The organism is Pseudoalteromonas sp. PAB 2.2, assembly GCF_001938575.1.
Taxonomy (GTDB): Bacteria; Pseudomonadota; Gammaproteobacteria; order Enterobacterales; family Alteromonadaceae; genus Pseudoalteromonas; species Pseudoalteromonas lipolytica.
In genome coordinates, this window is record NZ_LYPI01000012.1 from 17,020 (window position 1) to 43,865 (window position 26,846).

The following is a 26,846-nucleotide window of genomic DNA, read 5'->3' on the forward strand; positions in this document are numbered from 1 at the left end:
CTCGTCTATGAAGAAAAAGGCGGCTATGTTACCTGTAACATCAGGCTACTTCAAGGCAGTAAACTCGCCGCACACAATTAAATTTAGTCAACCTTTTTAAGTCAATATTACAGGTAAATTTTGTATGTATTTTAACCACTTAAATAATTGTAATTTTGGCTGTCATAAAAAGGACTTTTGCTGCAAATAGACTAAACTGAGTATATACCTAACAAATAAATAACCGCTTTAATCGCTGCTTGTTTAGTTAATTGGGTATAGCATAAAAATCATAAAACGTAAGGAAAGTGCTATGGAAAAAGCTTCGAACCTTGATAGTAAAATGTATGTGCTCGATACCAATGTCTTACTCCACGAACCCCTCGCTTATTTATCTTTTCAAGAACACGATGTTGTTGTCCCGATGACCGTATTAGAAGAGCTCGATCATATAAAGGATAGAAAACATGATGTTAGCCGTGATGCTCGTGTTGCAATTCGTGGTTTGGATGAAATACTCAAAGACGCCTCACCAGAGCAAATGTTGCAAGGTGTCGCGTTGCCAAGTAATAAAAAGGCGAAAACAGAGTCTCGCGGTCGTTTAATTATTGTCAATGACCATTTATTTGCCGATAGCATTTCAGGGTTACCAGGCAACGAAAATGATCACCGCATAATTAACTGCGCGGTACATTTACAAAAACAGCACAGTGATAGCAAAGTTGTGCTAGTTACCAAAGACATCAACATGCGCCTTAAAGCGAAAGGAGCAGGGCTGAAGTTTGTTGAAGACTATCGCACAGACCAATTAATTGATGATATTGCGCTATTAACCAGCGGCTACAAAAAAATAGAAGGTGATTTTTGGCAACATGTCGGTGAGTGTGAAACTGAGCAACAAGGACGCGACACTTACCATCATATAGCAAAGAGTACCATAAGTGATGTGTTTTATAACGAGTATATACTTGATAGCAGCGACCATTTTGCGGCACGAGTAAAAAGCTACGACGATAAAACCATTACTTTAAAAGACATTAGTGTCGAACGTCTAATGAACCAAACTGCGTGGGGCGTTAAGCCAAAAAATGTGTACCAAGGCATGGCGCTTGATGCTTTACTAGACCCAACTATTGAACTGGTTATTTTAACCGGCCCTGCAGGCTGTGGTAAAACTCTACTTGCCCTTGCCAGCGCACTTGAAATGATTATTGAAAAAGGCATTTACGATAAAGTTATCGTAACCCGAAATACCCCCGAAATAGCTGAATCAATAGGCTTTTTACCTGGTACCGAAGAAGAGAAAATGGCCCCTTGGCTTGCTGCCATAACCGATACCCTAGAAGTGTTACACAAAGGCGATGAAAACCCGGTATCTAGTCGCAACTACATTATGGAAAAAGCCAACATGCAGTTTAAGTCGGTTAACTTTATGCGAGGAAGAAGTATTCAAAATGCCGTGGTGATATTACAACCCCGAATTGGGGGTATTTTAAAGTTTTTACCCCCTTGTTTTTATTGGCCTGTAGAAAAAGTAAAAAGAATTTCCAAAAAAATTGATTACCTTAGCTACTCTGAGCAGTCTCTCAACAATAAACCTTTACTCAAAATTTGTAATTTACAAGAAAAGTACAACACAAAGCCTAGCAACGATTCAATCTTTTGGGAGGCTGCGTAATGAAAAGCTCTATTGATAATCGAAATCCTCGTGTACTAGACACATCTGCATTAGTACATGATCCAAAATCTATTTTTAGCTACAAAGATGATATTTACATCTGTCTAACTGTCCTTGAAGAGCTTGATAACCTGAAAGAAAGAACTAATAAATCGGTAAGTGCCGATGCCCGTATGTGCATTAGAATGCTTGAAGACATTATAAATGGACATACAGCCGAGGAAATGGAAATAGGTATTCCTTTACCATCTACCGAAACAGCCCAGAGAGGAAAGCTTTTCATTGGAATTGACACTCAATTGGATCTGGCTAAGGAGTTAAAGCACGGGATAGGAAGTGATGCTGATAACAGAATAATTAATTATGCTTTATATCTTCAAAAAGAACTCAATAAAGACGTAACAATTGTTAGCCGTGATATTAATATGCGATTGAAAGCTCGAACAGTTGGGGTTAGGGCTGAGGACGTTGCCGTAGATAATCAAATATCAGATATTGATCTTTTATACACAGGAGTACAGGCTTTTGAAGGCGATCTTTTTGATCGAATTGAATCAGATAAAGATTTCAAAGTCTCAGGAGAGGTTTATACATTCCCAATAAGCTTGTTCAACGATGAAGTTCAGCCAAACATGTATTGGTACGATGAAGCCGGACACATTGGCCGGATTTCAGAAGTAACAGATACTGAGGTATACACAAAATTATTGCCGCGTAAGCAAGAAAAGATATGGGGCATATTGCCTAAAAACCAGCGTCAGGCGGTAGCTTTAAGCCAATTAACAGACACTTACTATGATTTAAATATCATCCTTGGTCCTGCTGGCTCCGGAAAAACTTTTTTGGCAGTTGCTTCGGCGCTGCATCAAGTATTGGAGTTGAAAAAGTACAAAAAAATCGTTGTGGTGCGCTCCAGAGACTTTATGGACGACGATCCGGGATTCTTACCGGGGGATTTAACTGAAAAATCAATGCCTCTTCTGGCAGGTATTACTGACGCATTAATTTCGATGCACTCGGATGATAATCATGAAGGAAATATTCACGCTACAGTTGAACATGTGATCGAAAGAGCTAATATAGAATTTACCAGTATGGCTTATTTTCGTGGCCGTTCAATAGACGATGCTGTTTTAATAATTGATGAAGCACAAAATATGACCCGTGCTCAAATTAAAGGAATGCTTAGTCGCGGTGGCAAAAATTGTCGGACAATCGTATTGGGCAACCTAGCCCAGATTGACGATAAGTTTGTAACACCTGCTTCTTCTGGTGCAAGTGCGGCTGTTAATGTGTTTCGTCATTATGAAAAAGGATCAGTGCTGATTTTTGATGAAGTAGAGCGTAGTAGCTTGGCTGAATTCACTGAAAAGAATATGTAGGCATCAAACTACCATTCACATTTCCTTATAATATTGCGACAATGGCCACTGCTTTTTGCAGTGGCTTTTCAGAGAAGCCCGTTCCCACGAAAACAGGACGAAATGGATTTACTCTGAACTAAAAGATTAAATATTCACATAAAAACTGAGTGACATAGGTGCGTGGCCTAGCGTTGCCGTTTTTTGGTGTATTGATGTCTTTTAAAAAAGAAGACCTGCTAGTAAATATAAAAAGGCAGGCAAAACGATTATCTAAATTATTAACTATTCCCCTTGGACAAGCCCAAGAAGGGGCAGCTATTTGTCTATATGGCTGTGACAGTTACAGCGATTTACTAGTAAAAATAAAAGCTGAATCCTTTGACAACCCATTGATAGCACTGTCTGCACTCTCACCAAACTCGGAAATATTTTTAGTAAAAATATTAGCTAGCCACCTAGATAGCATTATTGGAAATTTTGAAAAAAAATTTCCCGGCTCCAATATAAATGAAGAGATGGTCGTATCCTTGTTTGGGCTTAGCTTTTCAGAGTTCAAACTCAAAATATCTACCTAAAGTTGTACAAATACGTAAGTTGTCATTTTGTTTTTTGGCGATATTATAATAAGAAGGCTGAACGGACAGCCTACGCCTACACATGTTTTTCGCCTTGAAAAACGTGAACAGTGAAGCGGAGCATCCGTAAAAATTTGGTTATTTGAACAATAAATAAAGCAATGTGTTGGTAGGCCATTGTTTATTAGAAAGTTGTTTGGAGAACTAAATGATCTCACTTTATCAATTAAAGAATAAACTCAATAAACAAGCAAAAGAGTTTGCTGAGTTATTAGAGTTTCCTGATCTTTACGCCCAAGGCCTGTGGGCTAGAGGTGTTTATAACTGCCCTCATTTTTCTGATACCCATAATAGCCTCACTGAAGCATTTGAACAGAAAAAACTGGATTCAATTCTAAAGCACGATTCCCTGAAATACTTAATGATCAATGAATACGATGATCAAGAAATTATTGAATCGCTTCATAAAGAAATTGAGTCAATGGCAAACCGTATTGAAAGCCTGATGCTGGTAGATATCGAAACATTAGAGTTAGTTTCAGTGATATACCAAGTATTAGGGTTGCCAGAAGATGCCAAGTTTATTGTAAACACTGGTGCTGACTTTAGGCTGGAGTGGCGACCATATTTCGATGCTTTTGATGATCCGTTGATAGTTCAATATGCAGATTTAAAAGTTCATGGTTGTTATTTCAGGCTCATAGCTTCAAAGTTTCCGGTTGAAAAGCTTTCCTTGAATGACATTAAAAAATACATGTACATCAATCATGTAAACCATGATAGTGAGTTCGAAGGCTGTATTTCTGAAGGAAATACATTTTCTAAGCATGAGCACTGGCTGGTGTTGACACTTGAATTATTCCGTAGCGGCAAAGTAAATAAGGCTCAGTTCAATCCAACAACCTTCAAAATCGAAGGTATGCGCTATTTGGTATATGGCTTCCCACTGATTCCTTCCTTTGTATCTGATTGGCACAAACCTGATTTATGTCTACAGGTTAAAAATCTAGATGGTGATCAAAAGTTCATTGTTCGTATCGATCAGCAAGCTCTTGTTTTCCATGCACGACGTGTCGATACCAATTTTTTTAACACCATCGATTATGAAAAATATATTTCGTTGTATCAGTCTAGCGTTCTGTCACATTTTGATGCTGACAACAATTTACTAAAAGTTAATGGAGTTAAGTACCTTAGTTTTTTCCGCCCGTTTTGCCTAGAAGATAAGAAGGAAGCAAAAGCATGAGACCAAGAGTAAAACTAACTAACGCAACACTTATCTCAATTAAATCTGACTTAGAAGATAAGGTTGAACAGGTGCTTTACGCTACTTTTGCTGAGGATAGTAAGAACGGTAAAAAAGGTGAGGCTTTGTTTTCCACGAAAGTCATGGAAGTAAACGGTCCTGAATATAGAACTTTTGGTGCTGACTTTTATATCTTAGATGCAGAACCCCAAAAGTTTGATGTAGATGTATTTGAGTTCAATTTAATGCATGAGTGTATGTACTCTCCAAATGAGCTATTAGAGTTGCGAGAAATGCTCCCTGCTGGCTATTAGTAGGGAGTAACAAATGGACAAAACATATTTAAAGGATGCTTACATACTCTCGGTCTATGACTATAAAGACTTTGAAAAATCATTTCTTGGGGAGTTTTTGTCAGGGGTTGTTATTGACGATGAAACATTCAGATTTCGGCCATTTGAGCAAATGGTAACTTCAAAGATTGTTAGCAAATCTGCTGATGAGGATAAGTTAGAAATATACACACATAGTGAGAGTTGTTATGTGATTGATGCTGACCATAAGTTAATTGATATTTCGTTTGTTGAACTGGTTGTTATGAGGGCGGGAGCTTATTCGGTAGATCGAGTTTTAGAAATGAGAGAGCAACTTAAGTCTCAAAATAAAAGCCATTGAATAACGAAGATAAGAAGTCTGATGAGATTATTATTTGTCACTTACCTCTTTGAAAAAGTTGACGTTAGTCAAATATTCATAAATGTTTACATGACATCAATTTACTTATTCGAAAATTTGTATTAGCATAGACATGTATATTTTTATGAGAATTTTATGTCTAAAGCATTTTCAAAAGTCTTAGTGATAACGCTTATGCTGTTTGCCTTTGTAGGGCAAGCATTTGCGTATTCTGCTATGCCTTGCGAAATGTCATCAGGTTCTCATGAATCACACATGAACATGAACATGGATCATGGTGATATGAATAAAAGCAGTAATGGTCAATCAGAAGATTGTTGTGACGTTGAATGTATTTGTCCTGCAAATGCTTGCTCATCTACGACAGTCCTAAATTCCAGTGTTGACTCGACAGATATTCAAATATTGAGTGAATCTGTAGCTGCTATGCAATCTAAACAACCTCATTCAATTTCCACTTCCCTTTATCGTCCACCAATTTTTGCCTAATACAGGATTAGTGCGTCCAAATTTCGCACACATGTAATTAATTTTTCTGTTAGTCAATATAGCGTCGTAGCGCTATAGCTATTTTCCAGCGACGTCTGGGGGCAAAAATGATCAATAAGTATTTAAAAATAGCAGTTGTAATGCTGCTTTCACCTGCGTTTGCAAACGCTAATGAACATAAGCATGCACACAATAACGACGTAACACCTTTGGAGTTAATCGTTTATAAAACCCCAACTTGTGGGTGTTGTAAAAAATGGATAACTCATATTGAAGACAAAGGGATCGTTGCGCATTCCAAAGATTTCCGAAACATCGGCAACATCAAAACTAAGTATGGTATCAAACCTAATTACCGTTCATGCCACACGGCAGTGAGTAGAAATGGGTTTGCCTTTGAAGGTCATGTACCGGCTAAGTTTATTCAGCAGTTCTTGTCAGAAGAGCACCCCAATGCGATTGGATTATCTGTCCCAGCAATGCCTGTTGGCTCTCCGGGTATGGAAGTCGGCGACCGCTTTATGTCATATAACGTATTAATTTTATTTAAAGATGGAACGAGTAAAGTATATGCAGAAGTTAAGGCTTATGAGGAGCAATTCTAATGAGATTAAATGTTTCAAGCCTTACTCTACTTTCAACTTCGCTAATGCTCGGCTTGTCTGTATTCTCAGCTCAAGCTGAGAAAGTAGTGTCACTTGAACAAGCTATCACCTTGGCTCAGCAAAATGATCCTTGGCTTCATGGGAGTCGGTTAAAACAAAGCGCGGTTGAAAATAGAAGTATCGCTTCAGGTACTTTGCCTGACCCCAAAGTATCACTAGGGATAATGAATTTACCAACAGATACTTGGGACTTAGATCAGGAAGGAATGACTCAACTAAAGGTTGGTGTTTCTCAAATGTTTCCTAGAGGTGATAGTTTAAAGATTAAACAAGAGCAATTAAAAATTGAGTCAACGAAATTTCCACTGCTACGAGAGGATCGTAAGGCTAAACTGATAAGCCAAGTATCACAGTTATGGTTAGATGCTTACTTAGCCCAACAAACCATTAAATTGATTGAAGCGGATTGGGCGCTCTTTGAGCAGATGGCGGAAGTTACTAAAGCTAGCTACTCAAATGTTGTTGGTAAAACCAGACAACAAGATGTTATTCGTGCTCAATTGGAAATCGTGCAGTTAGATGACCGATTAACTTCGCAAAAGCAGAAACTAGAAACAACAATCGCTCGCCTTAATGAGTGGCTTCATATCTACGATGCTGCTGGCTTGAATGAATCATTCAACTTTGATACGCAACCATTAGAGTTTAGGGTTTCTAAAAAGTTGCCTACAATTCATTTGAACAATTCAACAGTCCTAAAAGCATCTAATTACTCAAGAAATCTATTGGCTCAGGAGCTTTCGAATCACCCAGCCATACTTGCAATTGATATAAAACGCAAAGCTTCAGAAAAAGCAGTTGAGTTAGCTAAACAGCAATATGAGCCGCAATGGGGTGTTAATGCTAGTTATGCCTATCGTGACAATATGCCCTCTGGTGATAGCCGAGCTGATTTATTTTCTGTTGGAGTAACGTTTGATTTACCCTTGTTCACCGAGAACAGACAAGATAAGCAAGTTGCAGCTTCTATTGCAGATTCAGAGACTATTAAAACCGAGAAACTATTACTGACAAAGCAAATGATCAGTATGGTGGAAAAGGAGCTTAGACAGCTTAAGCGTTTATCTGATAGGCAATCTATCTATCAAGAACAACTCCTTAAACAAACTCATGACCAAGCAGAAGCGTCATTGACAGCTTACACAAATGATGATGGCGATTTTGCCGAAGTTGTTCGAGCAAGAATCGCAGAATTAAATGCCAGAATATCAGCCTTAAGAATTGATGTTGACGCACTTAAAACAGTTGCTCGTATCAACTATTTCTTTGCGCATTCTCAATCTAACTCAAATGCTGAACATAAGTCGATGCAAACTTCACACAGAATGAATCAGCACTTATCCAATCAGCAATTTGGAGAAAAATAATGTCAACGAATACTAAAACACCAAATTTGAAACTAGTAGCCGCCATCATCATTGGTGCTGCACTAGGTGCTGGAGCATTAAGTTTATATCAAGGTACAGGTTCAAGCGGTAATGGCAATGAAGCTACATCAGGAGAGAAAAAACCGCTGTATTGGGTTGCACCGATGGATTCTAATTACCGTCGTGACAAGCCCGGTAAGTCGCCTATGGGTATGGATTTAATTCCTGTGTATGAAGAAGGATCATCTGGTGATGACTTTGGCCCCGGAGCCGTAAAAATCGCGCCTCATGTAGTGAATAATCTTGGGGTTCGCACTGCTCCTGTTGAGCTTAAAAATATGCATACTGAAATATCAACCGTAGGTTACGTTCAATATGATGAAGATAAGCTAATTCACATCCATCCACGTGTAGATGGTTGGATAGAAAAGCTCTACGTCAAAGCCGCAGGTAATCCTGTTGAGAAAGGGCAGCCTCTATATACACTATATTCTCCTCAGCTAGTTAACGCGCAAGAAGAACTATTAATAGCTATAAAGCGCAATAATAGTTCCTTAATTGCGGCGGCCAAAGATCGGCTTAAAGCGTTACAGCTTTCAGCAGACTTTATTCAAAAGCTAGAAAAGACACGAAAGGTTCAGCAAAACATCACCTTTTACTCCCCTCAGGCAGGTGTTGTTGATGGTTTGAAGATTAGAGAGGGTTTTTATGTAAAGCCGGGAAACACCATATTAAGCATTGGTCAGCTAGATCAAGTTTGGGTTGAAGCAGAAGTGTTTGAACGTGACGCAGCCTTAATTAAAGAGGGACTTCCTGTATCAATGACACTTGACTATTTACCCGGTGAGGACTGGGCTGGTGTCGTTGATTATGTCTATCCAACCTTGAACAGTAAAACACGCACACTCAGAGTGAGGTTGAAGTTTGACAACCCTGACTATCAATTAAAACCAAACATGTTCGCACAAGTCTCTATTCACGCTAATCAAGCTGATAGCACCATACTTGTGCCTAAAGAAGCTGTTATTCGAACAGGTAAACAAGACAGAGTTGTACTTGCGTTAGGGGATGGCCAGTTTAAATCTATTGAAGTGACTATTGGCCGTGTTGATATCGATAGTATCGAAATCTTAGAGGGCCTTAATGAAGATGATGTTGTGGTGACATCAGCTCAATTCTTGATTGATTCTGAATCAAGTAAAAGCTCTGACTTTAAACGAATGACTCACGATGAAGTGCCCAACTCTGTTTGGATGCAAGGAGATGTTAATAGTGTTATGACTGGGCATCGCATGGTTAATATCAGTCACGGCCCCGCTGAAGCTTGGGATTGGCCTGAGATGGTTATGGATTTTACTGTGGCTGAAAAAGTTGATATTGACTCATTAAAGTCTGGTCAATCTTTGCACTTTGAGGTGAGTAAAACCGAAGATGGTGGATATGAAATTACTGGAATTCATATCATGAGTGAGTCTGCTGATATGAGTGAAGAAGTATCTTTTGCAACAGTATCAGGTCTAATCAATGCGATTAATGTTGATACGCGTATTCTAAATATTAGCCGAGGCCCAATAGAGAAATGGGATAGACCTGCTGCGACGATGGATTTTATAGTCGCGGACAATATAGAAATAGTTGATTTCAATGTTGGTGATAACGTCACTTTCACTTTTGAGGTGAGAAATAATTTGGTTATCACTGAAATCTATCTTGAATCAAATGAGCAACTAAAGCATGAACCTAAAAGTGCTGTTGACCATTCAAATCATTAAGTTAGGAGATAAATAATGATTGAATCAATTATTAGGTGGTCGATAGGTAATCGCTTTTTTGTCATCTTAGCTACCTTAATTTTGATTGGTGGTGGGTTATTCTCAATTAAAAATACACCAGTTGATGCATTACCAGATCTTTCTGATGTTCAAGTGATAATTAAAACGAATTATCCCGGTCAGGCACCACAAGTAGTGCAAGATCAAGTTACTTACCCTTTAACAACAGCAATGCTGTCAGTTCCGGGGGCTATTACAGTTCGGGGGTATTCATTTTTTGGAGACTCCTTTGTTTATGTCATCTTTGATGAAGACACCGATTTATATTGGGCAAGGAGCAGAGTACTTGAATATTTAAGTCAAGTAGCCCCTTCGCTACCTGCTACCGCACGCCCACAACTAGGACCTGACGCCACAGGCGTTGGCTGGGTTTATTTATATTCCCTTGTAGACAAAACGGGCAGCTTAGATATTAGCCAATTGCGTAGTATTCAAGATTGGTTCTTAAAATATGAATTGCAAACTGTACCGGGAGTTTCTGAGGTTGCTGCTGTTGGTGGCATGGTTAAACAATATCAAATACAAGTCGATCCCGATAAATTAAGAGCCTACGGTATACCACTTAGTCACATTCAAATGGCACTTAAACGTGGTAACCAAGAAACAGGTGCCTCAGTTGTTGAAATGGCGGAAGCAGAGTACATGGTTACCGCAACTGGCTATATCAAAAGTATTTCCGACATAGAGTTGATCCCTCTTGGTGTTAACGCACAAGGAACCCCGCTTACCATTGGCGATGTGGCGGAAGTCAACCTAGGTCCACAAATGAGACGAGGCATTGCTGAACTAAATGGTGAAGGAGAAGTCGTTGGTGGTGTTGTTGTTATGCGCTTTGGTGAAAACGCACAAAAAACTATTGATGGAGTAAAAGCCAAATTAGAAGAGTTAAAAAAAGGTTTACCCGAAGGAGTTGAAATAGTTACGGTTTATGATCGCTCTGGCTTAATAGGAGAGGCGGTAGAAAACCTATGGAGTAAATTGCTCGAAGAGCTTGCTGTCGTCGCGATTGTATGTGTTGCATTTCTGTTTCATTTGCGATCTTCGATTGTTGCAGTTGTCACTCTACCTATTGGCATCTTAGCTTCATTTATCATCATGCATATGCAAGGTATCAATGCGAATATTATGTCATTAGGTGGTATCGCTATTGCAATTGGTGCGATGACAGATGGCGCAATAGTGATGATTGAAAATATGCATAAGCATATGGAAAAGACACCGCTAACGGATGAAAATCGTTGGCAAATAGTCTCGAAAGCTGCAAGTGAAGTCGGTCCAGCACTATTTTTTAGTTTGCTCATCATTACAGTCTCATTCTTGCCAGTATTTATTTTGGAAGCGCAAGAAGGAAGAATGTTTTCTCCACTTGCTTACACAAAAACATATGCAATGGCCGCATCAGCAGGCTTAGCGATAACATTAGTTCCTGTTTTAATGGGGTATTTTATTCGAGGAAAAATTGTTTCAGAAAAGAAAAACCCTTTAAACAGACTGCTTATTGCTATCTACATGCCTGTTTTAAAGCAAGTTATGAAGTTTCCTAAATCGACAATAGTAGCAGCAATATTAGTGACGATTGTTGGTTTTTGGCCTGTCGATAAAATTGGTAGTGAATTTATTCCTCCTTTAGACGAAGGCGATCTTATGTATATGCCGACTACCTATCCGGGAATTTCCATTGGTAAGGCAAGAGAAATTCTACAGCAGACAGACAAGCTAATTAAAACAGTGCCAGAAGTTGAAACAGTATTTGGTAAAGTAGGAAGAGCTGAAACTGCAACTGATCCCGCGCCTCTAACTATGATTGAGACCTTCATTCAGTTGAAGCCTCAAGAAGAGTGGCGTGAGGGAGTTACAACAGAATCTCTAAAAGCTGAGTTTGATAAGTTGGTTAAGTTTCCGGGCTTGACGAATGCTTGGGTTATGCCAATCAAAACTCGTATTGATATGTTGGCAACAGGTATTAAAACGCCAGTAGGTATTAAAGTAGCAGGAGCTGATTTAAATACGATTCAAGAGATAGGGCAACAAATAGAGCAATTGTTACCAGAGGTGACAGGAACCGCTTCAGTTTATTCTGAACGAGTTGCAGGTGGACGATATATCAAAGTTGATATTTCTCGTGAGAAAGCAAGTCGTTTTGGATTAAACATCGATGACGTACAACAAGTAGTTTCAACTGCTATTGGTGGGATGAATGTCACTCAAACAATAGAAGGTCAAGAGCGTTATCCTGTCAACTTGCGATACCCACAAGATTATCGTGACTCTCCAGAGCAGTTGTCGCGCTTGCCTGTTGTCACTCCAAATGGACAACGCATCGCACTAGGTGACGTAGCTGAAATAAAAGTAGAAGTAGGCCCTCCGGGGATCAAGAGTGAAAATGCACGTATTAATGGTTGGACGTTCATTGATATAGAGGGCGTTGACGTAGGTACTTATGTTGAAAGTGCAAAAGAGCATTTAGCTAAAAATCTTATATTACCAGCAGGTTATTCGATTACTTGGGCCGGACAATACGAATATATGGAAAGAGCCAAAGCCAAGCTTACTTACGTTGTTCCATTGACGCTCGCCATTATTGTTATTTTGCTTTATTTGAACTTCAGAGCGTTTAGCGAAGTTGCGATCATCATTGTGACTTTACCGATGGCAATGATCGGTGGGTTATGGTTGATGTATTTAGAAGGGTTCAACTTCTCTGTAGCAGTTGGTGTAGGCTTTATTGCTCTGGCTGGAGTAGCTGTTGAGATTGGCGTAATAATGTTGGTATATCTCAATCAGGCGCTCGCTGAACTTAAGGAAAAAGCGAAAGAGCGAGCAGAACTCATCTCAGAAGATGAATATCAAGATGCCTTATTGCACGGTGCTGGATTACGTGTTCGTCCTGTAATGATGACAGTAGCGACAATCATTATCGGCCTAATGCCTATTTTATATGGTACAGGAACAGGCTCTGAGGTAATGAGTCGTATTGCTGCACCAATGGTAGGTGGGATGACAAGTGCAGTCCTGCTAACTCTAATTGTTTTACCCGCGATTTATTCAATCGTTAAAAAGCCCGAAGTAAACGCCTTTAACAAGGAACTTTCTAACTCGGAGCTAAAAAACAATGCTTAGAAAAGCTAGGAAGTACCATAAATGGCTAATGGCATTTGTAGGGATACAATTCCTTTTCTGGTCGATTACTGGTGTGTATATGGTGACTATGGATATTCACTATATACACGGCGAAACCTTGGCTAAGAGTGAGGAAGCCAAAATAGATTTAGCAAGTATGGATTACTCCATTGTAAAGCTAGCTGCGGATTATCCTAAAGCTAGCCAAGTTACACTTACTCAAAGTATGGGCCGTCCTTTGTATTCTTTTATTAATGGAGAAAATGGAAAAGTAGCAATAGATGCTAAAACTGGAGCTGTTCAGGCCCTTGTAGATGAAACCAAGGCTAAAGAAATCGCACAATACCATTATGTGCTGAATCATCAAATCGACAGCATAAGGTTGATTAAGTCAGCGACAAACTTGCCTGCTGAGTTGTCCCCAAGGCATTTACCTGTTTGGAGAGTGACGTTTGAGCAATTCTCCACACCGACATTTTATATAAGTCAACAAACAGGATCACTTGTTGCCAAGCGTCATGATTACTGGCGATTGTTTGATTGGATGTGGCGGTTCCACATTATGGATTACTATGATGGAGAAAACGTATCTAACTGGTTTTTGTTCTTGGTCGCAACTCTAGGTCTAATGGGAGCAATTACTGGCGCAGTATTGACTTATTACCGAGTGCTTTCCCCAAATAAAAAGAGAGTCATTTGATGCGACTATTTAAGTTAAATACAACGATACACAAGTGGCTTTCTTTATTTGTTGGTTTACAACTGCTTATTTGGTTGGGAACGGGCCTTTACTTCAATTTGATGGATCACAGTAAAGCCAGTGGTAATGAACTTAGAGTTCATTCTCATCATGAAGGTAGCATTACAGGCTTTGACCTATTCCCTATTAAAGACATTACTAGTAATGCTCCGCAGGAAGTAAACCTTATATGGGTTTTACATCAGCCTTACTATCATTTTGTGTTCGATAAGGGGCAGCATAGCTATCAAGAACGCCACTCAAAGCTATTTGATGCTGTAACAGGAAAGCCATTTAATTTGTCTGAAGAACAAGTACTAACTTTGGCAAAAAACTCCTACTCAGGACAGGGTAAGTTAACTACTCCAGTGTTATCTCAACCTCCGTTTTCTGATCACGTAAGGCAGCAAAATCCTATGTGGCAAGTTGCCGTTGAGGATGAGAACAATACAACTATTTATTTAGATAGTATTACAGGTCAAGTACTTCGCCATGCCAATGATGATTTCAGATTGAAAGATCTGATGATGAAGCTTCACTTTATGGACTATGGCAATTCTGGAGGATTTAACCATTGGTTGATCATTGCATTTGCTTTTGCAACGCTATTCCTTTCAATTACTGGTGTTACTTGGCTGATACAACAGTATCGAAGTGGTTTACTGAAGCTAGGTTGGGGCACTAACAGGCAAAAAGTGGCAGTGACGTTTTCCAATGAAAATACTATTACTGACATCTCAGCAGTTGGTCGCTCAACTGTATTAGAAGGGCTAGCTAGTTCACATGTATACCTTCCTTCAGGTTGCGGTGGTGGCGGTACTTGTGGCAAATGCGTGTTCTTAAGTTCAACTAAATTACCTATCACACTATCTGAACAGGAACATTTATCTCAGGAGCAACTTAAGGAAGGTTATCGGCTTGGATGTCAGCATAGGTTTTCTGAAATTAGTTCGATTGAAGTTAATACTGATCGCAATATTGAAAATCATGAGCTAGTTGTGGTTGCGACTAATTTCATTACTCCTTTTATCAAGGAAGTGAAATTTAAGCTGAAATCAGGCAAACAGTTGGCATTTAAAGCTGGTGCATATATGCAATTTGATGTGCCAGCAGGGATGAATAGCTTACGTCCAGATGATATGCCAGAGTGCTATGAAAAATACTGGGATAGCTACTATCATGGAAAATTTTCTCATAACGGTGTAACTCGCCACTACTCATTAGTTAACTTTGACGAGGAGTCTGATGAGTTAATGTTTAATATCCGTTGGCAGACCGCAAAGAATGGTTTTAAAGCAGGAATAGGTTCAAGTTATTTAGGTTCACTCCAAGTAGGTGAAACGATAACTGCAAGAGGCCCTTTTTCTGATTTTTATGCCACTTCAAATAAAAAAGTTAGTCGCGTGTTTATAGGTGCGGGTTCAGGACTTGCACCACTGAGGTCTATTATTTTTGAACAGTTGAAAAAGCATAAAGATAAAAGTGGTTTGACTCTTATCTATGGTGCGCGAACTGAAGATGACTTGCTATACCATAATGAATTGAAGTCACTGAGTGAGAAGCATAAAAACTTCTCTTATATTCCTACTCTTTCTAATCCTTCAGAAGAATGGCAAGGGCACTCAGGCTATGTTCAAAAAGTACTTCTGCCGTATATGAACCAAAAATCAGAACTACATTTGGCTGAGTTTTACTTATGCGGTCCAGAAGCAATGATGAGTGAAGTGGAAAAAATAATTATAGATGCTGGGATTCCAAGTAATCAAATTTTCAAAGATAAATTTAGTCGTTAATCCATTAAATAAATAGAGGTATATATGAAAACATTAATTAAACTTTTAACCATAATCAGTGTTGTTTTTAGTAGTGCAGTATTTGCACATGTGCATCTTGAAAAAAGCGTGCCTGCTGATAATGCAATGCTAATGAATACTCCAGAAAAATTGACATTGGGATTTAGCAAAGAGGTACGTGTAGTTAAAGTTACGTTGAAAAATAAAAAAGGTGAAAATATTAAATTTGACTTTAAACCATCAAAAGAAGCTTCCAGAGAGTTTTCATGGGAACTACCTAAATTAGCTCCAACAAACTATATCGTTGATGTGACCTATTTAGGTAAAGATGGACATAAAATGAAAGATAGCTTCGGCTTTATGGTTCATTAGTAAGGCTGTGTGATTGATATGGAAATGTATATCTGGAATACAGTCATTGTACTGTCAAAAATTGTATTTTACGTCGGCTTTGCCTGTATTGCCGGCTATACATTTTTCAGACAAATTTTTGAGCATAATGAATCTCATAGTAATGCTGTAATAGCGAATTTAACGTGGACAAGAACTTATATAGTTATGGCTTTGATCGCTAATATTACTTGGTTCTTTGCCAGTACTGGTGCAATGGCAGAAGAGGGAATTCAGGGGGCGATAGACGCTGATATATTGGCTATTATGTGGGACTCCTCTGTCGGCACTGGAGCTTTGCTTCGAGCGCTTGGGCTAGTTACCGCAATAATCGCTTTAGCTTTAAGGTTCAAATTCGCTGTGAACTCGTACTTAAAACAAAGCGCTTTAATGTTGAGTTTATTAATCCTTGCATACTCATTCACGTTACTGGGTCATATTTCTGAGTTAGGCACAATTGAAAAAGGCTTGCTTATTTTGCATGTGCTCGTTATGGCATGGTGGTTTGGGGCGTTATTGCCACTAAAACAGGCTTGCCATCAGCTAAGTTATGCAGAACTTCATTTGCTGATGGAAAGCTTTGGCAAACAAGCAAGTTTTACATTGAGCCTATTGTTGGTAGCAGGCCTCTGGCTCGTGATTCAATTGGTCGGAAGTCTTGATGCACTAATAAGCTCAAGTTACGGACAAACACTGTTGTTTAAATTGGCTCTTGTAGTGTCTATTTTGGCACTTGCTGCTAAACATAAACTAATACTCGTTCCACAACTTAAAAATAGTCAAGGCAGAGAGGCTTTATCTAAATCTATCTCGATAGAAATGGTAGTAGCTTTTGCCATTTTATCTGTAACGGCTGGGCTTACTAGTGTTGTTGGCCCTGCAAATTAAAACCTAAAAGAGAGAATGAAAATGAAAACAATAAATATATTACTCGTTTTATTAATGACGTTTAGTTTCGCAACAAACGCTCATGGTGATAAGAACAAAGACAAAGGTTTGTTTAAAGGTATAGATACCCCTGCCGCAAAAGTTGTTTTGGCATTTCATCAAGCACTTGAAACTGGCAATCAAAAACAGGCTAGAGCGCAGTTAGCGGATGATGTCACCATTTTCGAGGGAGGCCGCGTTGAAAGGAGCGCTGATGAATATGCTCATCATCATATGTTGTCGGATATGAAGTATTTAGCAGCGATGAAGAGCGACACACTTGAACATCAAGTGACGATACTTGGAAATACCGCTATCTCTGCGTCGCGCAGTCAAACTACAGGTACTCATAAAGGTGTTGAACGCGATTATCAAGGCATGGAAACGATGGTGCTGGAAAAACAAAATGGTGAATGGAAGATTAAGCACATTCATTGGTCACATTAATTTATTGGTCAAACAACGGAGAGTAAAATGAGAAACAACAATCCATTACATCAAGTTTCTACGCCACGTAGACGCTTTGTACAAGGATTAGCTGCTGGCGGTGTATTAGCTGCTTTTCCAAGTGTTCTTCATGCAGCTTCATCTTTGATTGCTGGAACTTCAACAGGTACTGCGCCCGAACTAAGTGGAGAAGTAATAGATTTAGTGATAGATGAGTCACCCGTAAACTTCACAGGTGTTGTAAGAATGGCTACAACAATCAATGGCTCAATACCAGCTCCTACCTTGCGCCTCAGAGAAGGTGATGACGTTACTATCAGGGTAACTAATAAATTATCAGTGCCGAGTTCAATTCATTGGCATGGGATCATTCTTCCGTATCAAATGGATGGCGTACCGGGTATTAGCTTTAAAGGTATAATGCCGGGTGAAACCTTTGTTTATAAATTTAAGCTGCAACAAAGCGGCACATATTGGTATCACTCACACAGTGGCTTTCAAGAAATGACAGGTATGTACGGCGCATTAATTATTGAGCCAAGAGAAAAGGATATTATTAGTGCTGACAATGAGCATGTCATTCAATTGTCTGATTGGACTGATGATGACCCAATGGATTTGTTTCGCAAGTTAAAAGTACAGAGCGATGTATTTAACTTTAATCAACCTACTGTTCCAGAGTTTTTTGATGACATTTCAAATAGCAGCGTTTCAAATGCGCTACAACGCCGGGAAATGTGGAATAAAATGAGAATGAACCCTACAGATCTTGCAGACTTATCAGCATCTGCAATGACTTTTTTAATGAATGGTTGTGCGCCTTTGACAAATTGGCGTGGAATGTTTAAAGCTGGCGAAAAGGTTAGGCTTAGATTTATTAACGGTTCTAGCAATACGTTTTTTGATGTAAGAATACCTGAGCTGAAGTTAACAGTTGTACAAGCTGATGGACAAAATGTTGAACCTGTGACAGTAGATGAATTTAGATTTGGTCCCGGTGAAACTTATGATGTACTTGTCGAGCCAAAAAATGATGCATATACGATTTTTGCACAAAGCATGGATCGCTCAGGTTATGCTAAAGGTACTTTATCAATGGCACCTAACGTTGATGCACCAGTACCTTCTTTAGACCCCGTTGAGTGGTTAACGATGACAGATATGATGGGCAATATGACCCATGATAGTGTGCATTCTACAATGGCTGATACGGCAGGTATGTCGGGCATGAATTCTAATAAAATGGATCATAGTGCAATGGGTCATGGAGCGATGGCAATGGATCATAGTAAACATGGAATGACTAAAAACCCATTAGCTGTTGCTAGCACTAAAGTGCGTCATGCAAAAACAGAGTATGGAGCTTCTGTTGATATGCGTGTTGATATGCCTAGAACAAACCTTGATGATCCCGGTATAGGTTTACGTAAAAATGGACGCCGTGTTTTAACACTTGCAGATTTACATTCTCTTGAGGGAATTACAAACCAGCAAGAGCCAGAGGCTGAAATTGAATTACATTTAACTGGAAACATGGAGCGTTATAGCTGGTCATTTGATGGTTTGGAATTTGGAAAAAGCACGCCAGTTCACATGAAGCATAATCAACGTTTAAGAGTTATTTTACAAAACGATACAATGATGACACATCCAATGCACCTGCATGGTATGTGGAGCGATTTGGAGAATGAAAAAGGTGATGTACAGGTTCGTCGCCATACTATCCCTGTACAACCAGCGCAAAGAATTAGTTTTTTAACAACACCTCATGACGTAGGTCGCTGGGCATGGCATTGCCATTTATTATTCCACATGGATGCAGGTATGTTTAGAGAGGTAGTTGTATCATGAGAAAATTAATACTAACCAATACGTTAAAACTATTATTAATAGGTTTGCCCCTTATAAGTGTATCTGTATCTGCAAAAGATGAGATGACTGAGATGGGTGATTCTAAAATGCAAGCACAAGGTGGAGATGCACCTAAAGATGCTAGAGACCCTCATGCTTATGCCGCAGGTACAACATTGACTGAAGGTCCTTATGCACTCAATAGCGACAAACGACTGACTTTGGCAGATGAGCATTCATTTTACGCGCTACTAGGGGATCGTCTTGAATATAATGAGCAAACAAACGCAGGTGTTTTTGACTTTCAGGCATGGTATGGCACTACTTTTGATAGATTAGTCATCAAAACTGAGGGAGATTTTAGCGAAGGTAATTTAGAGGAGAACCAAACAGATTTTCTATGGGGCCACGCAATATCTGCTTATTGGGATACACAAGTCGGTATTCGACTTGATTACAATAACGAAGGTGAAAACCGCAAATGGCTAGCTTTTGGTTTACAAGGTCTAGCCCCCTACTGGTTTGAAATTGATATGACTGCGTATTTAGGAGAGCAAGGTAATAGTGCATTTTCGATCGAAGCTGAGTATGAGCTATTACTTACTCAAAAGTTAATTGTTCAACCACGAGCAGAGTTGACGCTTTACGGTAAGGATGACGTCCAAAATAACCTTGGTAGTGGCTTATCTAGCAGTGCTATTGGTTTTCGGGTTCGTTATGAGTTTACCCGCCAGTTTGCTCCCTATGTTGGCGTTGAGTGGACAAATAAATTTGGTAATACAGCCGACTTTGCGAAGTTAAATGGGCAAAGTACGCGTGATACTGCTTTTGTTGCAGGTATCAAGTTCTGGCTCTGATGTGAAGAAATACTATATTGACTTGATGAGAGCTACCGCAACTATATTGATGGTAGCTTTCGTTTTTTGGGATTTAAACCATTTTAGTTATGTTAGAAAAGGCCTAGCTAATAGTTTTTTTGGAAAGAACTAAGAGCAGTAATAGTAAGCTACTTCTTGTTTTCAGTCGGTGCCAGTCTGGTGTATACCTATCAAGGTGGAATATCAGCTAAGAAGTAAAGTTGGCGAATGTTTAAGGTTAAAGAGTCAAGCCAAAAAACATCGCCATTGAAAGACGTACAATAGGCCATTTTATCACTTTTGATGAACGGGAATTGGGTGTGCTCGGGATAGAACCGATTGTTGCAAAGTACTGTGCTTAAAGCTGAACAATTGGAAAAATGATCCCTTACTCAATACCTAGTTATGAGCGTAGGGTTTTTATTTTTTTAATGGTGCTCATGCTTGGCTTCAATCTCATGAGTCTAAATTAGACACCCCTTTTATACTTGTTAAGTTTAAGCTGTTTAAAAAAGTAAAAAGTTTAGGTTTTAGTTCAAAGGTTGATCAAGATCATAAAATTATTTTTATAAAGTGGCTAATATTGTAGGAGCTAAAGAAGGAATGATAATGTTTGGACTTTTCAGGTGGTTTAAAATAGTGATAATAACTGTGTTGCTTACGCAGCATAGTTTTGCTACAGCTAAGCCAATGAATTGTGAAGAACATCAAAATGGATCTTCCGACACGCATATTATGCAACGAAGCAAAAATATTCACCATCAATCAATGAATGACAATAGTCACTATCACACTGTAAACTCGCAAGACTCTAAACACCGTCATGGTGATGAAGTCTGTGAAAAATGCAAAGCTAGTGATTGTGTTTGTTGTGAGGGGGGATTTTGTTCAAGCTTTCATTTAAATGCCTATCTTGTGCAAGCGCAAGAGGAAGGTATTTGCAATATTTACTCTGAGCTATTTCTACAGCGTACACCTCTACCAAAATCTGGTATCCATCTCTTACTTTATCGTCCACCAATTATTGGCTAATCACGGGATCAGTGCGTCTTTTTTTCGCCACTCCCATCAAAAATAGAATGACTTATTCATTGATTTAAATAATCAATTGTTTTGAACGATTAGTACGATATTTTGAAGGCACTATGAAAATTCTCAAACTATTGCCATTTACAGTACTTAATGCTGTCGATTTTGGCCGAGATTTCTCTTTTACCAAAAAATTAGTTTTTAGCTTATTCACTAGAATTAGTACTTGACCTGTGTCTTAGACACAGGTCTAAGCTGAAGATGAGAGTACAAACTTAGCTAAAAACTGAGGAGTGAATATGAAAGTTGCGGAGCTGGCAAAAAGCCTTGGAACGACTGCTGATACGGTGCGCTATTACACCAGATTAGGATTGTTAAAACCTGCTAAGTCAGTGAACGGCTACAAGTCATACTCGAATAAAGAAGTATCGAGACTTAAATTCATTTTAAGTGCCAGAAACCTTGGTTTTTCCGTTGCAGATATCAAGGAAATTATTAATGAATCTGAAGATGGTAAAAGTGCGTGCCCATTAGTCAGAAGCCTGATCAAAGAGCGGCTTGAAGAAACAGAAAAGCAGTTTCAAGCAATGTTGGCACTTCGAGGAAAAATGTCTTCTGCGCTTTCTCAGTGGGAAGAAATGGAAGACAAGGCACCGACTGCAAACATGGTTTGTCATCTCATCGAAAACTTTGAGCAAATTAAAAAAGCATAGGAGGAAAAAGGGTGGCTACTAACACAAATATAAAAACTGAATCAGGCTGTTGCTGTCAGGCAAAAGCTCAATCCTCTTCGTGTAAAACTAAGGAGAATACGTTGGAGAAAGTATCACATAACCAACAGCTTATCATTGAAGGCGCTGGGTGTGCTAGCTGTGTAGGCAAAATTGAAGGGGCGTTGAAGGCAACTCTTGGAGTCGTCAGTGCGGAAATGAATTTTGCTGATAGGACAGTAACAGTTTATGGGACAGCTAAAACAGAAGAATTGATCAAAGCTGTTGAGTCAGTGGGGTATAACGCGAAGCCAATTGATGATAGCTCAGCAACAGATGCGCTTGATGAGAAAGAGGCGGCGGATTGGGCATATTACAAAAAGCTAATGCGCGATACGTTTATTGCCCTTTCACTCGGCGTTCCTTTGATGATCTACAGCATTGTGGTTGGAGAAATGACGGTTGAAACAAACCTTGAACGCATGTCTTGGCTAGTTGTAGGCATTTTAACTTTTGGCGTTATGTATTTTTCAGGTAAGCATTTCTATGTAGGAGCATGGAAAAGCTTTAAAAACCACTCCGCTAATATGGACACTCTAATAGCTTTAGGAACAGGTACAGCTTGGGTGTATTCGATGGTTGTCGTGTTTGCACCTGACGCCGTTCCATTGATGGCACGACATGTCTATTTTGAAGCTACCGCCATGATCATTGGCTTAATTGATTTAGGTCTAGCATTAGAAATAAAAGCCAGAGGTAAAACCTCTGAGGCCATTAAACGTCTTATCGGCTTGCAGGCCAAAACGGCAACTGTAGTTCGTGATAATAAAGAGGTTCAGATAGGTATCGAACAGGTTTTGCTTCATGATGTTGTGAAAGTAAAGCCGGGTGAAAAAATTCCCGTGGATGGCGTTGTATTGGAAGGACACACCTCTATTGATGAGTCCATGCTGACAGGCGAACCTATGCCTGTTGAAAAAGCCGAAGAAGATGAGGTTGTCGCTGGTACTTTGAACAAATCAGGCATGATTTTATTTAGAGCGACACGCGTTGGTAAAGACACGGCGCTTGCACAGATCATCAATATGGTGAAACGAGCGCAAAATTCAAAACCGCCGATTGGCCGCTTGGCCGATGTTATTTCCGCCTATTTCGTTCCTGTAGTCATGATCATCTCGGTGTTAAGTGCGTTAGCATGGCTTAACTTTGGCCCTGAGCCAGCAATTGCTTTTGCTATCGTATCAGCAACTACTGTGCTTATTATTGCCTGCCCGTGTGCTTTAGGCTTGGCAACACCCATGTCTGTCATGGTCGGAGTAGGAAAAGCAGCAGAAGCCGGAGTACTTATTCGCAACGGTGAGGCACTGCAAACCGCCTCTAAAATCACTGCCATGATTTTAGATAAAACGGGCACTATTACTGAAGGGGCACCTAAGGTAACCGATATTGTTTTAGCAAAAGCTACTGACGAAAAAGACGTACTACAGCTTGCAGCAAGTTTAGAAAGCGGCTCAGAGCACCCTTTAGCGCAAGCGATTGTTGAAAGTGCTTTAGATAAGGATATTGAGTTACTAAAAATTGAATCGTTTAATGCTATTACGGGTTTTGGTGTAGAAGCAAACTGTAACAATAAAGTCCTGCTTTTTGGTAACGATAAACTAATGAAGTTAAAAGGCATAGACCTCACAGGCTTTGTTGGAAAAGCCCAGTCTTTAGCCAAAGAAGCCAAAACACCTATGTACTTTGCTGTAGATGGTGAACTTGCCGCAATCATTGCTGTCGCAGATCCCATTAAGTCAGACTCAATCTCTGCTATCAAACGGCTTCAGGCTAATGGTATACGCGTCATCATGTTAACAGGTGATAACAAGGAAACCGCTGCCGCTGTTGCCAAAAAAGCAGGTATTAGCGAATTTCTTGCTGAGGTGCTGCCAGAAGATAAAGCCAACAAGGTGAAAGAGCTACAAGGCAGTGGCGAAATTGTTGGTATGACAGGAGATGGCATCAACGATGCTCCTGCGCTAGCGTTAGCCGATGTTGGATTCGCCATAGGCACAGGGACTGATGTAGCTATCGAAAGTGCTGACATTACCCTAATGCGTGGTTCACTTCATGGCCTTGCCGATGCCATAGCGGTAAGCAAAGCTACTTTACGAAATATCAAACAAAACTTGTTTGGCGCGTTTGTCTATAACGTAGCCGGGATTCCTTTTGCTGCGGGGGTTCTATATCCCTTCTTTGGCATTCTGCTTAGCCCTGTAATTGCAGGTGCTGCAATGGCGTTTTCGTCATTGACTGTGGTGTCAAATGCAAATCGACTTCGCTTTTTTAAAGCAAAAGAGCATTAAGGAGAAGAGCGATGATGTTAATTAACTTATTAGGCTTAATGTTAATCGCGCTGATTGTTTGGTGGTTTTGGCTATATAAACCCAATAAAACAATCGTTCAAGGTAATGAAGTACTCATTGAAGTGAGGGATGGCGTGTATTCCCCATCCTCAATTCAGGTGTCTGCTAGCCAACCTGTTACCTTGAAGTTTATACGCAAAGATCAATCCCCCTGCGCTGAAACAATGCTTATTCCTTCATTGGATATAAGCGAACAGCTTAAGTTAAATGAAATTACTCAAATTACCTTATTAAACTTGTCACCGGGAGAGCATGAGTTTCACTGTCAGATGCAAATGTATCGCGGTGTCTTAAAAGTCGTTTAGGAGGGCAATATGAAAAATCAACACCCTAATTTTTGGTCAACACCTACAGGCTGGGCTGCACTGGCACTTATTGCCGCAGTGACCTACTTCTTAGTGCTTGAGCATGGTCAACATACGCTGCAATTTCTTCCCTACTTGATTTTATTGCTATGCCCCTTGATGCACGTATTTATGCATGGCAGTCATGGTAAACATGGTCACGATCATTCACATGCGCCTGATGAAAAAAAGGAAGAGAGCTTTCAAGAACTCACGGATAAAAATGCAGCCTATCGCGATGGCTACATACAAGGCTTAGAAAAGGCACGTAAGGAATCACATAAAAAGGAGAGCAGTGATGAATGAAACATATGATTATGGCTTATGGTCAATGGTGATACTGAACTCAGCAATTTTTATCTTTTTTGCCTTTAGTTTTGTCAAACCAAAAACATCAACTGATTGGAGAAGTCTAAGCGCGTTCTCTGCCTTTATTGTTGCCCTATTTACTGAAATGTATGGCTTTCCTTTAACTATCTATTTTCTGTCGGGGTGGCTGACGGAGACCTATCCAGAAGTAAATTTCTTTGCGCATGAAAATGGGCATTTATTACATACTTTCTTTGGATTTCAAGGTGATGCCCATTGGGACCCATTTCATATAGTGAGTATGGTGTTTATTGTTGCAGGTTTCTTTATGTTGTCTTCAGCATGGAATGTATTGCATCACGCGCAAAAACATCATCAATTGGCTACAACTGGATGGTATGCAAGATGTCGCCACCCACAGTATGTAGCTTTCATTCTAATCATGTTCGGCTTTTTATTGCAGTGGCCGACAATCCCAACACTTGCGATGTTTCCGATCTTAGTCGTTGTTTACGTCAAGCTAGCGAAACGCGAAGAAGCACAGGCGATTGCTGAATTTGGTTCGGAGTACCACAGGTATATGGAATCGACACCAAGTTGGATCCCAAGTTTTAATAAAAGTGTAGAAGGTAAAAATCATGAAAACGTTAATTAAATCAATTTTATTTATTGGTTCACTACTGATAACCACTAGCTTATTTGCCCAAAACAATGAGCATAAACATGAAGGTGCGAACAAAGCTGGTATGCATCAAGGCATGACAATACCACATGAGAACATGGGAGAAATGCATAAAAAGATGATGGAAATGAAAAAGGAAGTCCATGCCATTAAAACTGAAAAAGATCCTGACAAGCAACAGCAGATGATGGTTGAACATCACCGTTCAATGATGAAGATGATGCAATCCATGCACAAAAACATGGAAGAAATGCCAATGCATCAACAAATCAAGATGACTGAACATCATTTAGAAATGATGGAGAACATGATGCCGCAGATGAACCGGAAAATGGAAGAAATGAAAGATAGCAATCAACAGCATTCACACAAACATTAGGAGAAAAATTATGAGCGATTTAGATCATAGAGTTGGCGTTAGAGAGCAAAATTTAGTTGTTCGAAATCTAAAGCTTAGCCATGTCACAGAAGAAAGCTGTGACGAGTTAGTAAAAGAAATAGATCAGCTTTTTGGTATAGATGAAGTTAGTTACAACATCAAAGAAGGTGAAATACACCTTGCCTATGATGCCGCAAACGTAAGCCTTGATGGGATTGAGGAGGTAATCCGTAAGTATGGCGCAGATGTTCATGATGATTGGTGGACACATACTAAAGAAAGTTACTATAAATTTGTTGATCAGAACATCAAAGATAACTCTGTTCATAAGCCTTGGAGTTGTCATCAAGCACCTTCGGGGGCTGGCCGGAAAAACAAATGAATTCATAAAAAAGTGTATAGATAATTAGTTAGTCAAATGAGGTAACAGTGATGAAAACACCCTATATAAAAGCTCTTTTATTGCTTACATTCGGTTTATATTTAGTGGGTTGTTCCAATACCACTTTTTATCATAAATACATGATGAGAGGTCAGGTAGTAGAAAGTTCTGATAATCGAACTCTAATCTGTATTGGTGCTAAGCATGGCGCAGAGGTTGGGCAAAAATACAGTGTTATTAGATTCCATGAAAGAATAGTATTGAGTGAAGGTGAAGATCCCTACACTATCGAAAAGGTAGGAACGGTACAAATTACTAAAATTGTGAATGATCATTTCGCAACTGTAAAGCTAGTGTCTGGTGACATTGCAGCGAAAGATATGGTGGAACTTGAAAACTAATAAAGTGGTGGCGAAAGCCACCACAAGAGCATAACAATAAAACTTAATGAAAAAGCTTTAGTGTTATTTTGTACAACCTTTGAGATTGTTTGCTCAGTTCTGGTTATCTTGATGCCAGTACGACAGAAAAAAATGTTACATATGGATTAGAAAGGTGTGGGCTGGCATCCTAGGTCTAATCTTAACA

Annotated in this window: 27 protein-coding genes; all 27 read left to right on the top strand. The window is 39.5% G+C overall.

Translation table 11 applies throughout. From position 1 onward, the window contains the following. Nucleotides 1-292 precede the first annotated feature (292 nt). Nucleotides 293-1,657, top strand: a complete 1,365-nt coding sequence (locus tag BWD47_RS11400) for a PhoH family protein (RefSeq protein ID WP_074988941.1) — start codon at nt 293-295, stop codon at nt 1,655-1,657. Next, nucleotides 1,657-3,039, top strand: a complete 1,383-nt coding sequence (locus BWD47_RS11405) for a PhoH family protein (RefSeq protein ID WP_016708262.1) — start codon at nt 1,657-1,659, stop codon at nt 3,037-3,039. The genes BWD47_RS11400 and BWD47_RS11405 overlap by 1 nt, the downstream gene beginning before the upstream one ends. Before the next feature lie 194 nt (nt 3,040-3,233). Continuing rightward, on the top strand, nt 3,234-3,596 hold the full coding sequence (locus BWD47_RS11410; protein WP_016708261.1) for a hypothetical protein: 363 nt from the start codon (nt 3,234-3,236) through the stop codon (nt 3,594-3,596). A gap of 208 nt (nt 3,597-3,804) precedes the next feature. Further along, entirely contained in the window at nt 3,805-4,842 is a 1,038-nt protein-coding gene (locus BWD47_RS11415) for a hypothetical protein (RefSeq protein WP_016708260.1), read from the top strand. After that, nucleotides 4,839-5,156: a hypothetical protein gene (locus BWD47_RS11420; protein WP_016708259.1), complete on the top strand. Its 318-nt coding sequence runs from the start codon at nt 4,839-4,841 to the stop codon at nt 5,154-5,156. The genes BWD47_RS11415 and BWD47_RS11420 overlap by 4 nt, the downstream gene beginning before the upstream one ends. Nucleotides 5,157-5,169: 13 nt before the next feature. Beyond that, nucleotides 5,170-5,517, top strand: coding sequence for a hypothetical protein (locus BWD47_RS11425; protein ID WP_045979609.1), 348 nt, complete (start codon nt 5,170-5,172; stop codon nt 5,515-5,517). Nucleotides 5,518-5,673: 156 nt separating this feature from the next. Then, nucleotides 5,674-6,027, top strand: coding sequence for a hypothetical protein (locus BWD47_RS11430; RefSeq protein ID WP_074988940.1), 354 nt, complete (start codon nt 5,674-5,676; stop codon nt 6,025-6,027). 107 nt (nt 6,028-6,134) lie between these two features. Beyond that, on the top strand, nt 6,135-6,632 hold the full coding sequence (locus tag BWD47_RS11435) for a DUF411 domain-containing protein (protein WP_016708256.1): 498 nt from the start codon (nt 6,135-6,137) through the stop codon (nt 6,630-6,632). Further along, complete coding sequence (locus BWD47_RS11440) at nt 6,632-8,059, top strand: TolC family protein (RefSeq protein WP_075594015.1); 1,428 nt, start codon at nt 6,632-6,634, stop codon at nt 8,057-8,059. The genes BWD47_RS11435 and BWD47_RS11440 overlap by 1 nt, the downstream gene beginning before the upstream one ends. After that, nucleotides 8,059-9,831, top strand: a complete 1,773-nt coding sequence (locus tag BWD47_RS11445; RefSeq protein ID WP_075594016.1) for an efflux RND transporter periplasmic adaptor subunit — start codon at nt 8,059-8,061, stop codon at nt 9,829-9,831. Before BWD47_RS11440 ends, BWD47_RS11445 begins: the two co-directional genes overlap by 1 nt. Nucleotides 9,832-9,846: 15 nt before the next feature. Then, nucleotides 9,847-13,011, top strand: a complete 3,165-nt coding sequence (locus BWD47_RS11450) for an efflux RND transporter permease subunit (protein ID WP_016708253.1) — start codon at nt 9,847-9,849, stop codon at nt 13,009-13,011. Next, nucleotides 13,004-13,711: a hypothetical protein gene (locus BWD47_RS11455; RefSeq protein WP_008109638.1), complete on the top strand. Its 708-nt coding sequence runs from the start codon at nt 13,004-13,006 to the stop codon at nt 13,709-13,711. Before BWD47_RS11450 ends, BWD47_RS11455 begins: the two co-directional genes overlap by 8 nt. Next, entirely contained in the window at nt 13,711-15,543 is a 1,833-nt protein-coding gene (locus BWD47_RS11460; protein ID WP_016708252.1) for a 2Fe-2S iron-sulfur cluster-binding protein, read from the top strand. The genes BWD47_RS11455 and BWD47_RS11460 overlap by 1 nt, the downstream gene beginning before the upstream one ends. 24 nt (nt 15,544-15,567) lie before the next feature. Further along, nucleotides 15,568-15,915, top strand: coding sequence for a copper resistance CopC family protein (locus tag BWD47_RS11465; RefSeq protein ID WP_016708251.1), 348 nt, complete (start codon nt 15,568-15,570; stop codon nt 15,913-15,915). Nucleotides 15,916-15,933: 18 nt separating this feature from the next. Continuing rightward, nucleotides 15,934-16,821 carry a copper resistance D family protein gene (locus BWD47_RS11470; protein WP_016708249.1) on the top strand — a complete coding sequence of 296 codons (888 nt, stop codon included), beginning with the start codon at nt 15,934-15,936 and terminating at the stop codon, nt 16,819-16,821. Nucleotides 16,822-16,836: 15 nt separating this feature from the next. Beyond that, nucleotides 16,837-17,307 (top strand): DUF4440 domain-containing protein, encoded by a 471-nt coding sequence (locus BWD47_RS11475; RefSeq protein WP_016708248.1) that lies wholly within the window; start codon nt 16,837-16,839, stop codon nt 17,305-17,307. A 27-nt stretch (nt 17,308-17,334) separates the two neighbouring features. Beyond that, nucleotides 17,335-19,158 carry a copper resistance system multicopper oxidase gene (locus tag BWD47_RS11480; RefSeq protein WP_016708247.1) on the top strand — a complete coding sequence of 608 codons (1,824 nt, stop codon included), beginning with the start codon at nt 17,335-17,337 and terminating at the stop codon, nt 19,156-19,158. After that, the gene (locus tag BWD47_RS11485) at nt 19,155-20,015 is read left to right on the top strand and encodes a copper resistance protein B (RefSeq protein ID WP_016708246.1); all 861 of its coding nucleotides are present in this window, start codon (nt 19,155-19,157) and stop codon (nt 20,013-20,015) included. Before BWD47_RS11480 ends, BWD47_RS11485 begins: the two co-directional genes overlap by 4 nt. A 609-nt stretch (nt 20,016-20,624) precedes the next feature. Beyond that, nucleotides 20,625-21,047 carry a hypothetical protein gene (locus BWD47_RS11495; protein ID WP_016708245.1) on the top strand — a complete coding sequence of 141 codons (423 nt, stop codon included), beginning with the start codon at nt 20,625-20,627 and terminating at the stop codon, nt 21,045-21,047. A 296-nt stretch (nt 21,048-21,343) separates the two neighbouring features. After that, a complete protein-coding gene (locus BWD47_RS11500) occupies nt 21,344-21,757 on the top strand; it encodes a MerR family transcriptional regulator (RefSeq protein ID WP_016708244.1) in 414 nt (137 codons plus the stop codon). A gap of 101 nt (nt 21,758-21,858) precedes the next feature. Beyond that, nucleotides 21,859-24,102 carry a heavy metal translocating P-type ATPase gene (locus BWD47_RS11505; RefSeq protein WP_016708243.1) on the top strand — a complete coding sequence of 748 codons (2,244 nt, stop codon included), beginning with the start codon at nt 21,859-21,861 and terminating at the stop codon, nt 24,100-24,102. Nucleotides 24,103-24,113: 11 nt separating this feature from the next. Continuing rightward, a complete protein-coding gene (locus BWD47_RS11510) occupies nt 24,114-24,467 on the top strand; it encodes a cupredoxin domain-containing protein (RefSeq protein WP_045979597.1) in 354 nt (117 codons plus the stop codon). Between the two features lie 9 nt (nt 24,468-24,476). Then, a complete protein-coding gene (locus BWD47_RS11515) occupies nt 24,477-24,812 on the top strand; it encodes a DUF2933 domain-containing protein (protein WP_016708242.1) in 336 nt (111 codons plus the stop codon). After that, complete coding sequence (locus tag BWD47_RS11520) at nt 24,805-25,470, top strand: isoprenylcysteine carboxylmethyltransferase family protein (protein WP_016708241.1); 666 nt, start codon at nt 24,805-24,807, stop codon at nt 25,468-25,470. The genes BWD47_RS11515 and BWD47_RS11520 overlap by 8 nt, the downstream gene beginning before the upstream one ends. Beyond that, the gene (locus tag BWD47_RS11525) at nt 25,454-25,876 is read left to right on the top strand and encodes a hypothetical protein (RefSeq protein ID WP_016708240.1); all 423 of its coding nucleotides are present in this window, start codon (nt 25,454-25,456) and stop codon (nt 25,874-25,876) included. Before BWD47_RS11520 ends, BWD47_RS11525 begins: the two co-directional genes overlap by 17 nt. A gap of 10 nt (nt 25,877-25,886) precedes the next feature. Next, nucleotides 25,887-26,258, top strand: a complete 372-nt coding sequence (locus tag BWD47_RS11530; protein WP_016708239.1) for a hypothetical protein — start codon at nt 25,887-25,889, stop codon at nt 26,256-26,258. Between the two features lie 50 nt (nt 26,259-26,308). After that, complete coding sequence (locus BWD47_RS11535; protein ID WP_004589646.1) at nt 26,309-26,659, top strand: hypothetical protein; 351 nt, start codon at nt 26,309-26,311, stop codon at nt 26,657-26,659. Nucleotides 26,660-26,846: the final 187 nt, after the last annotated feature.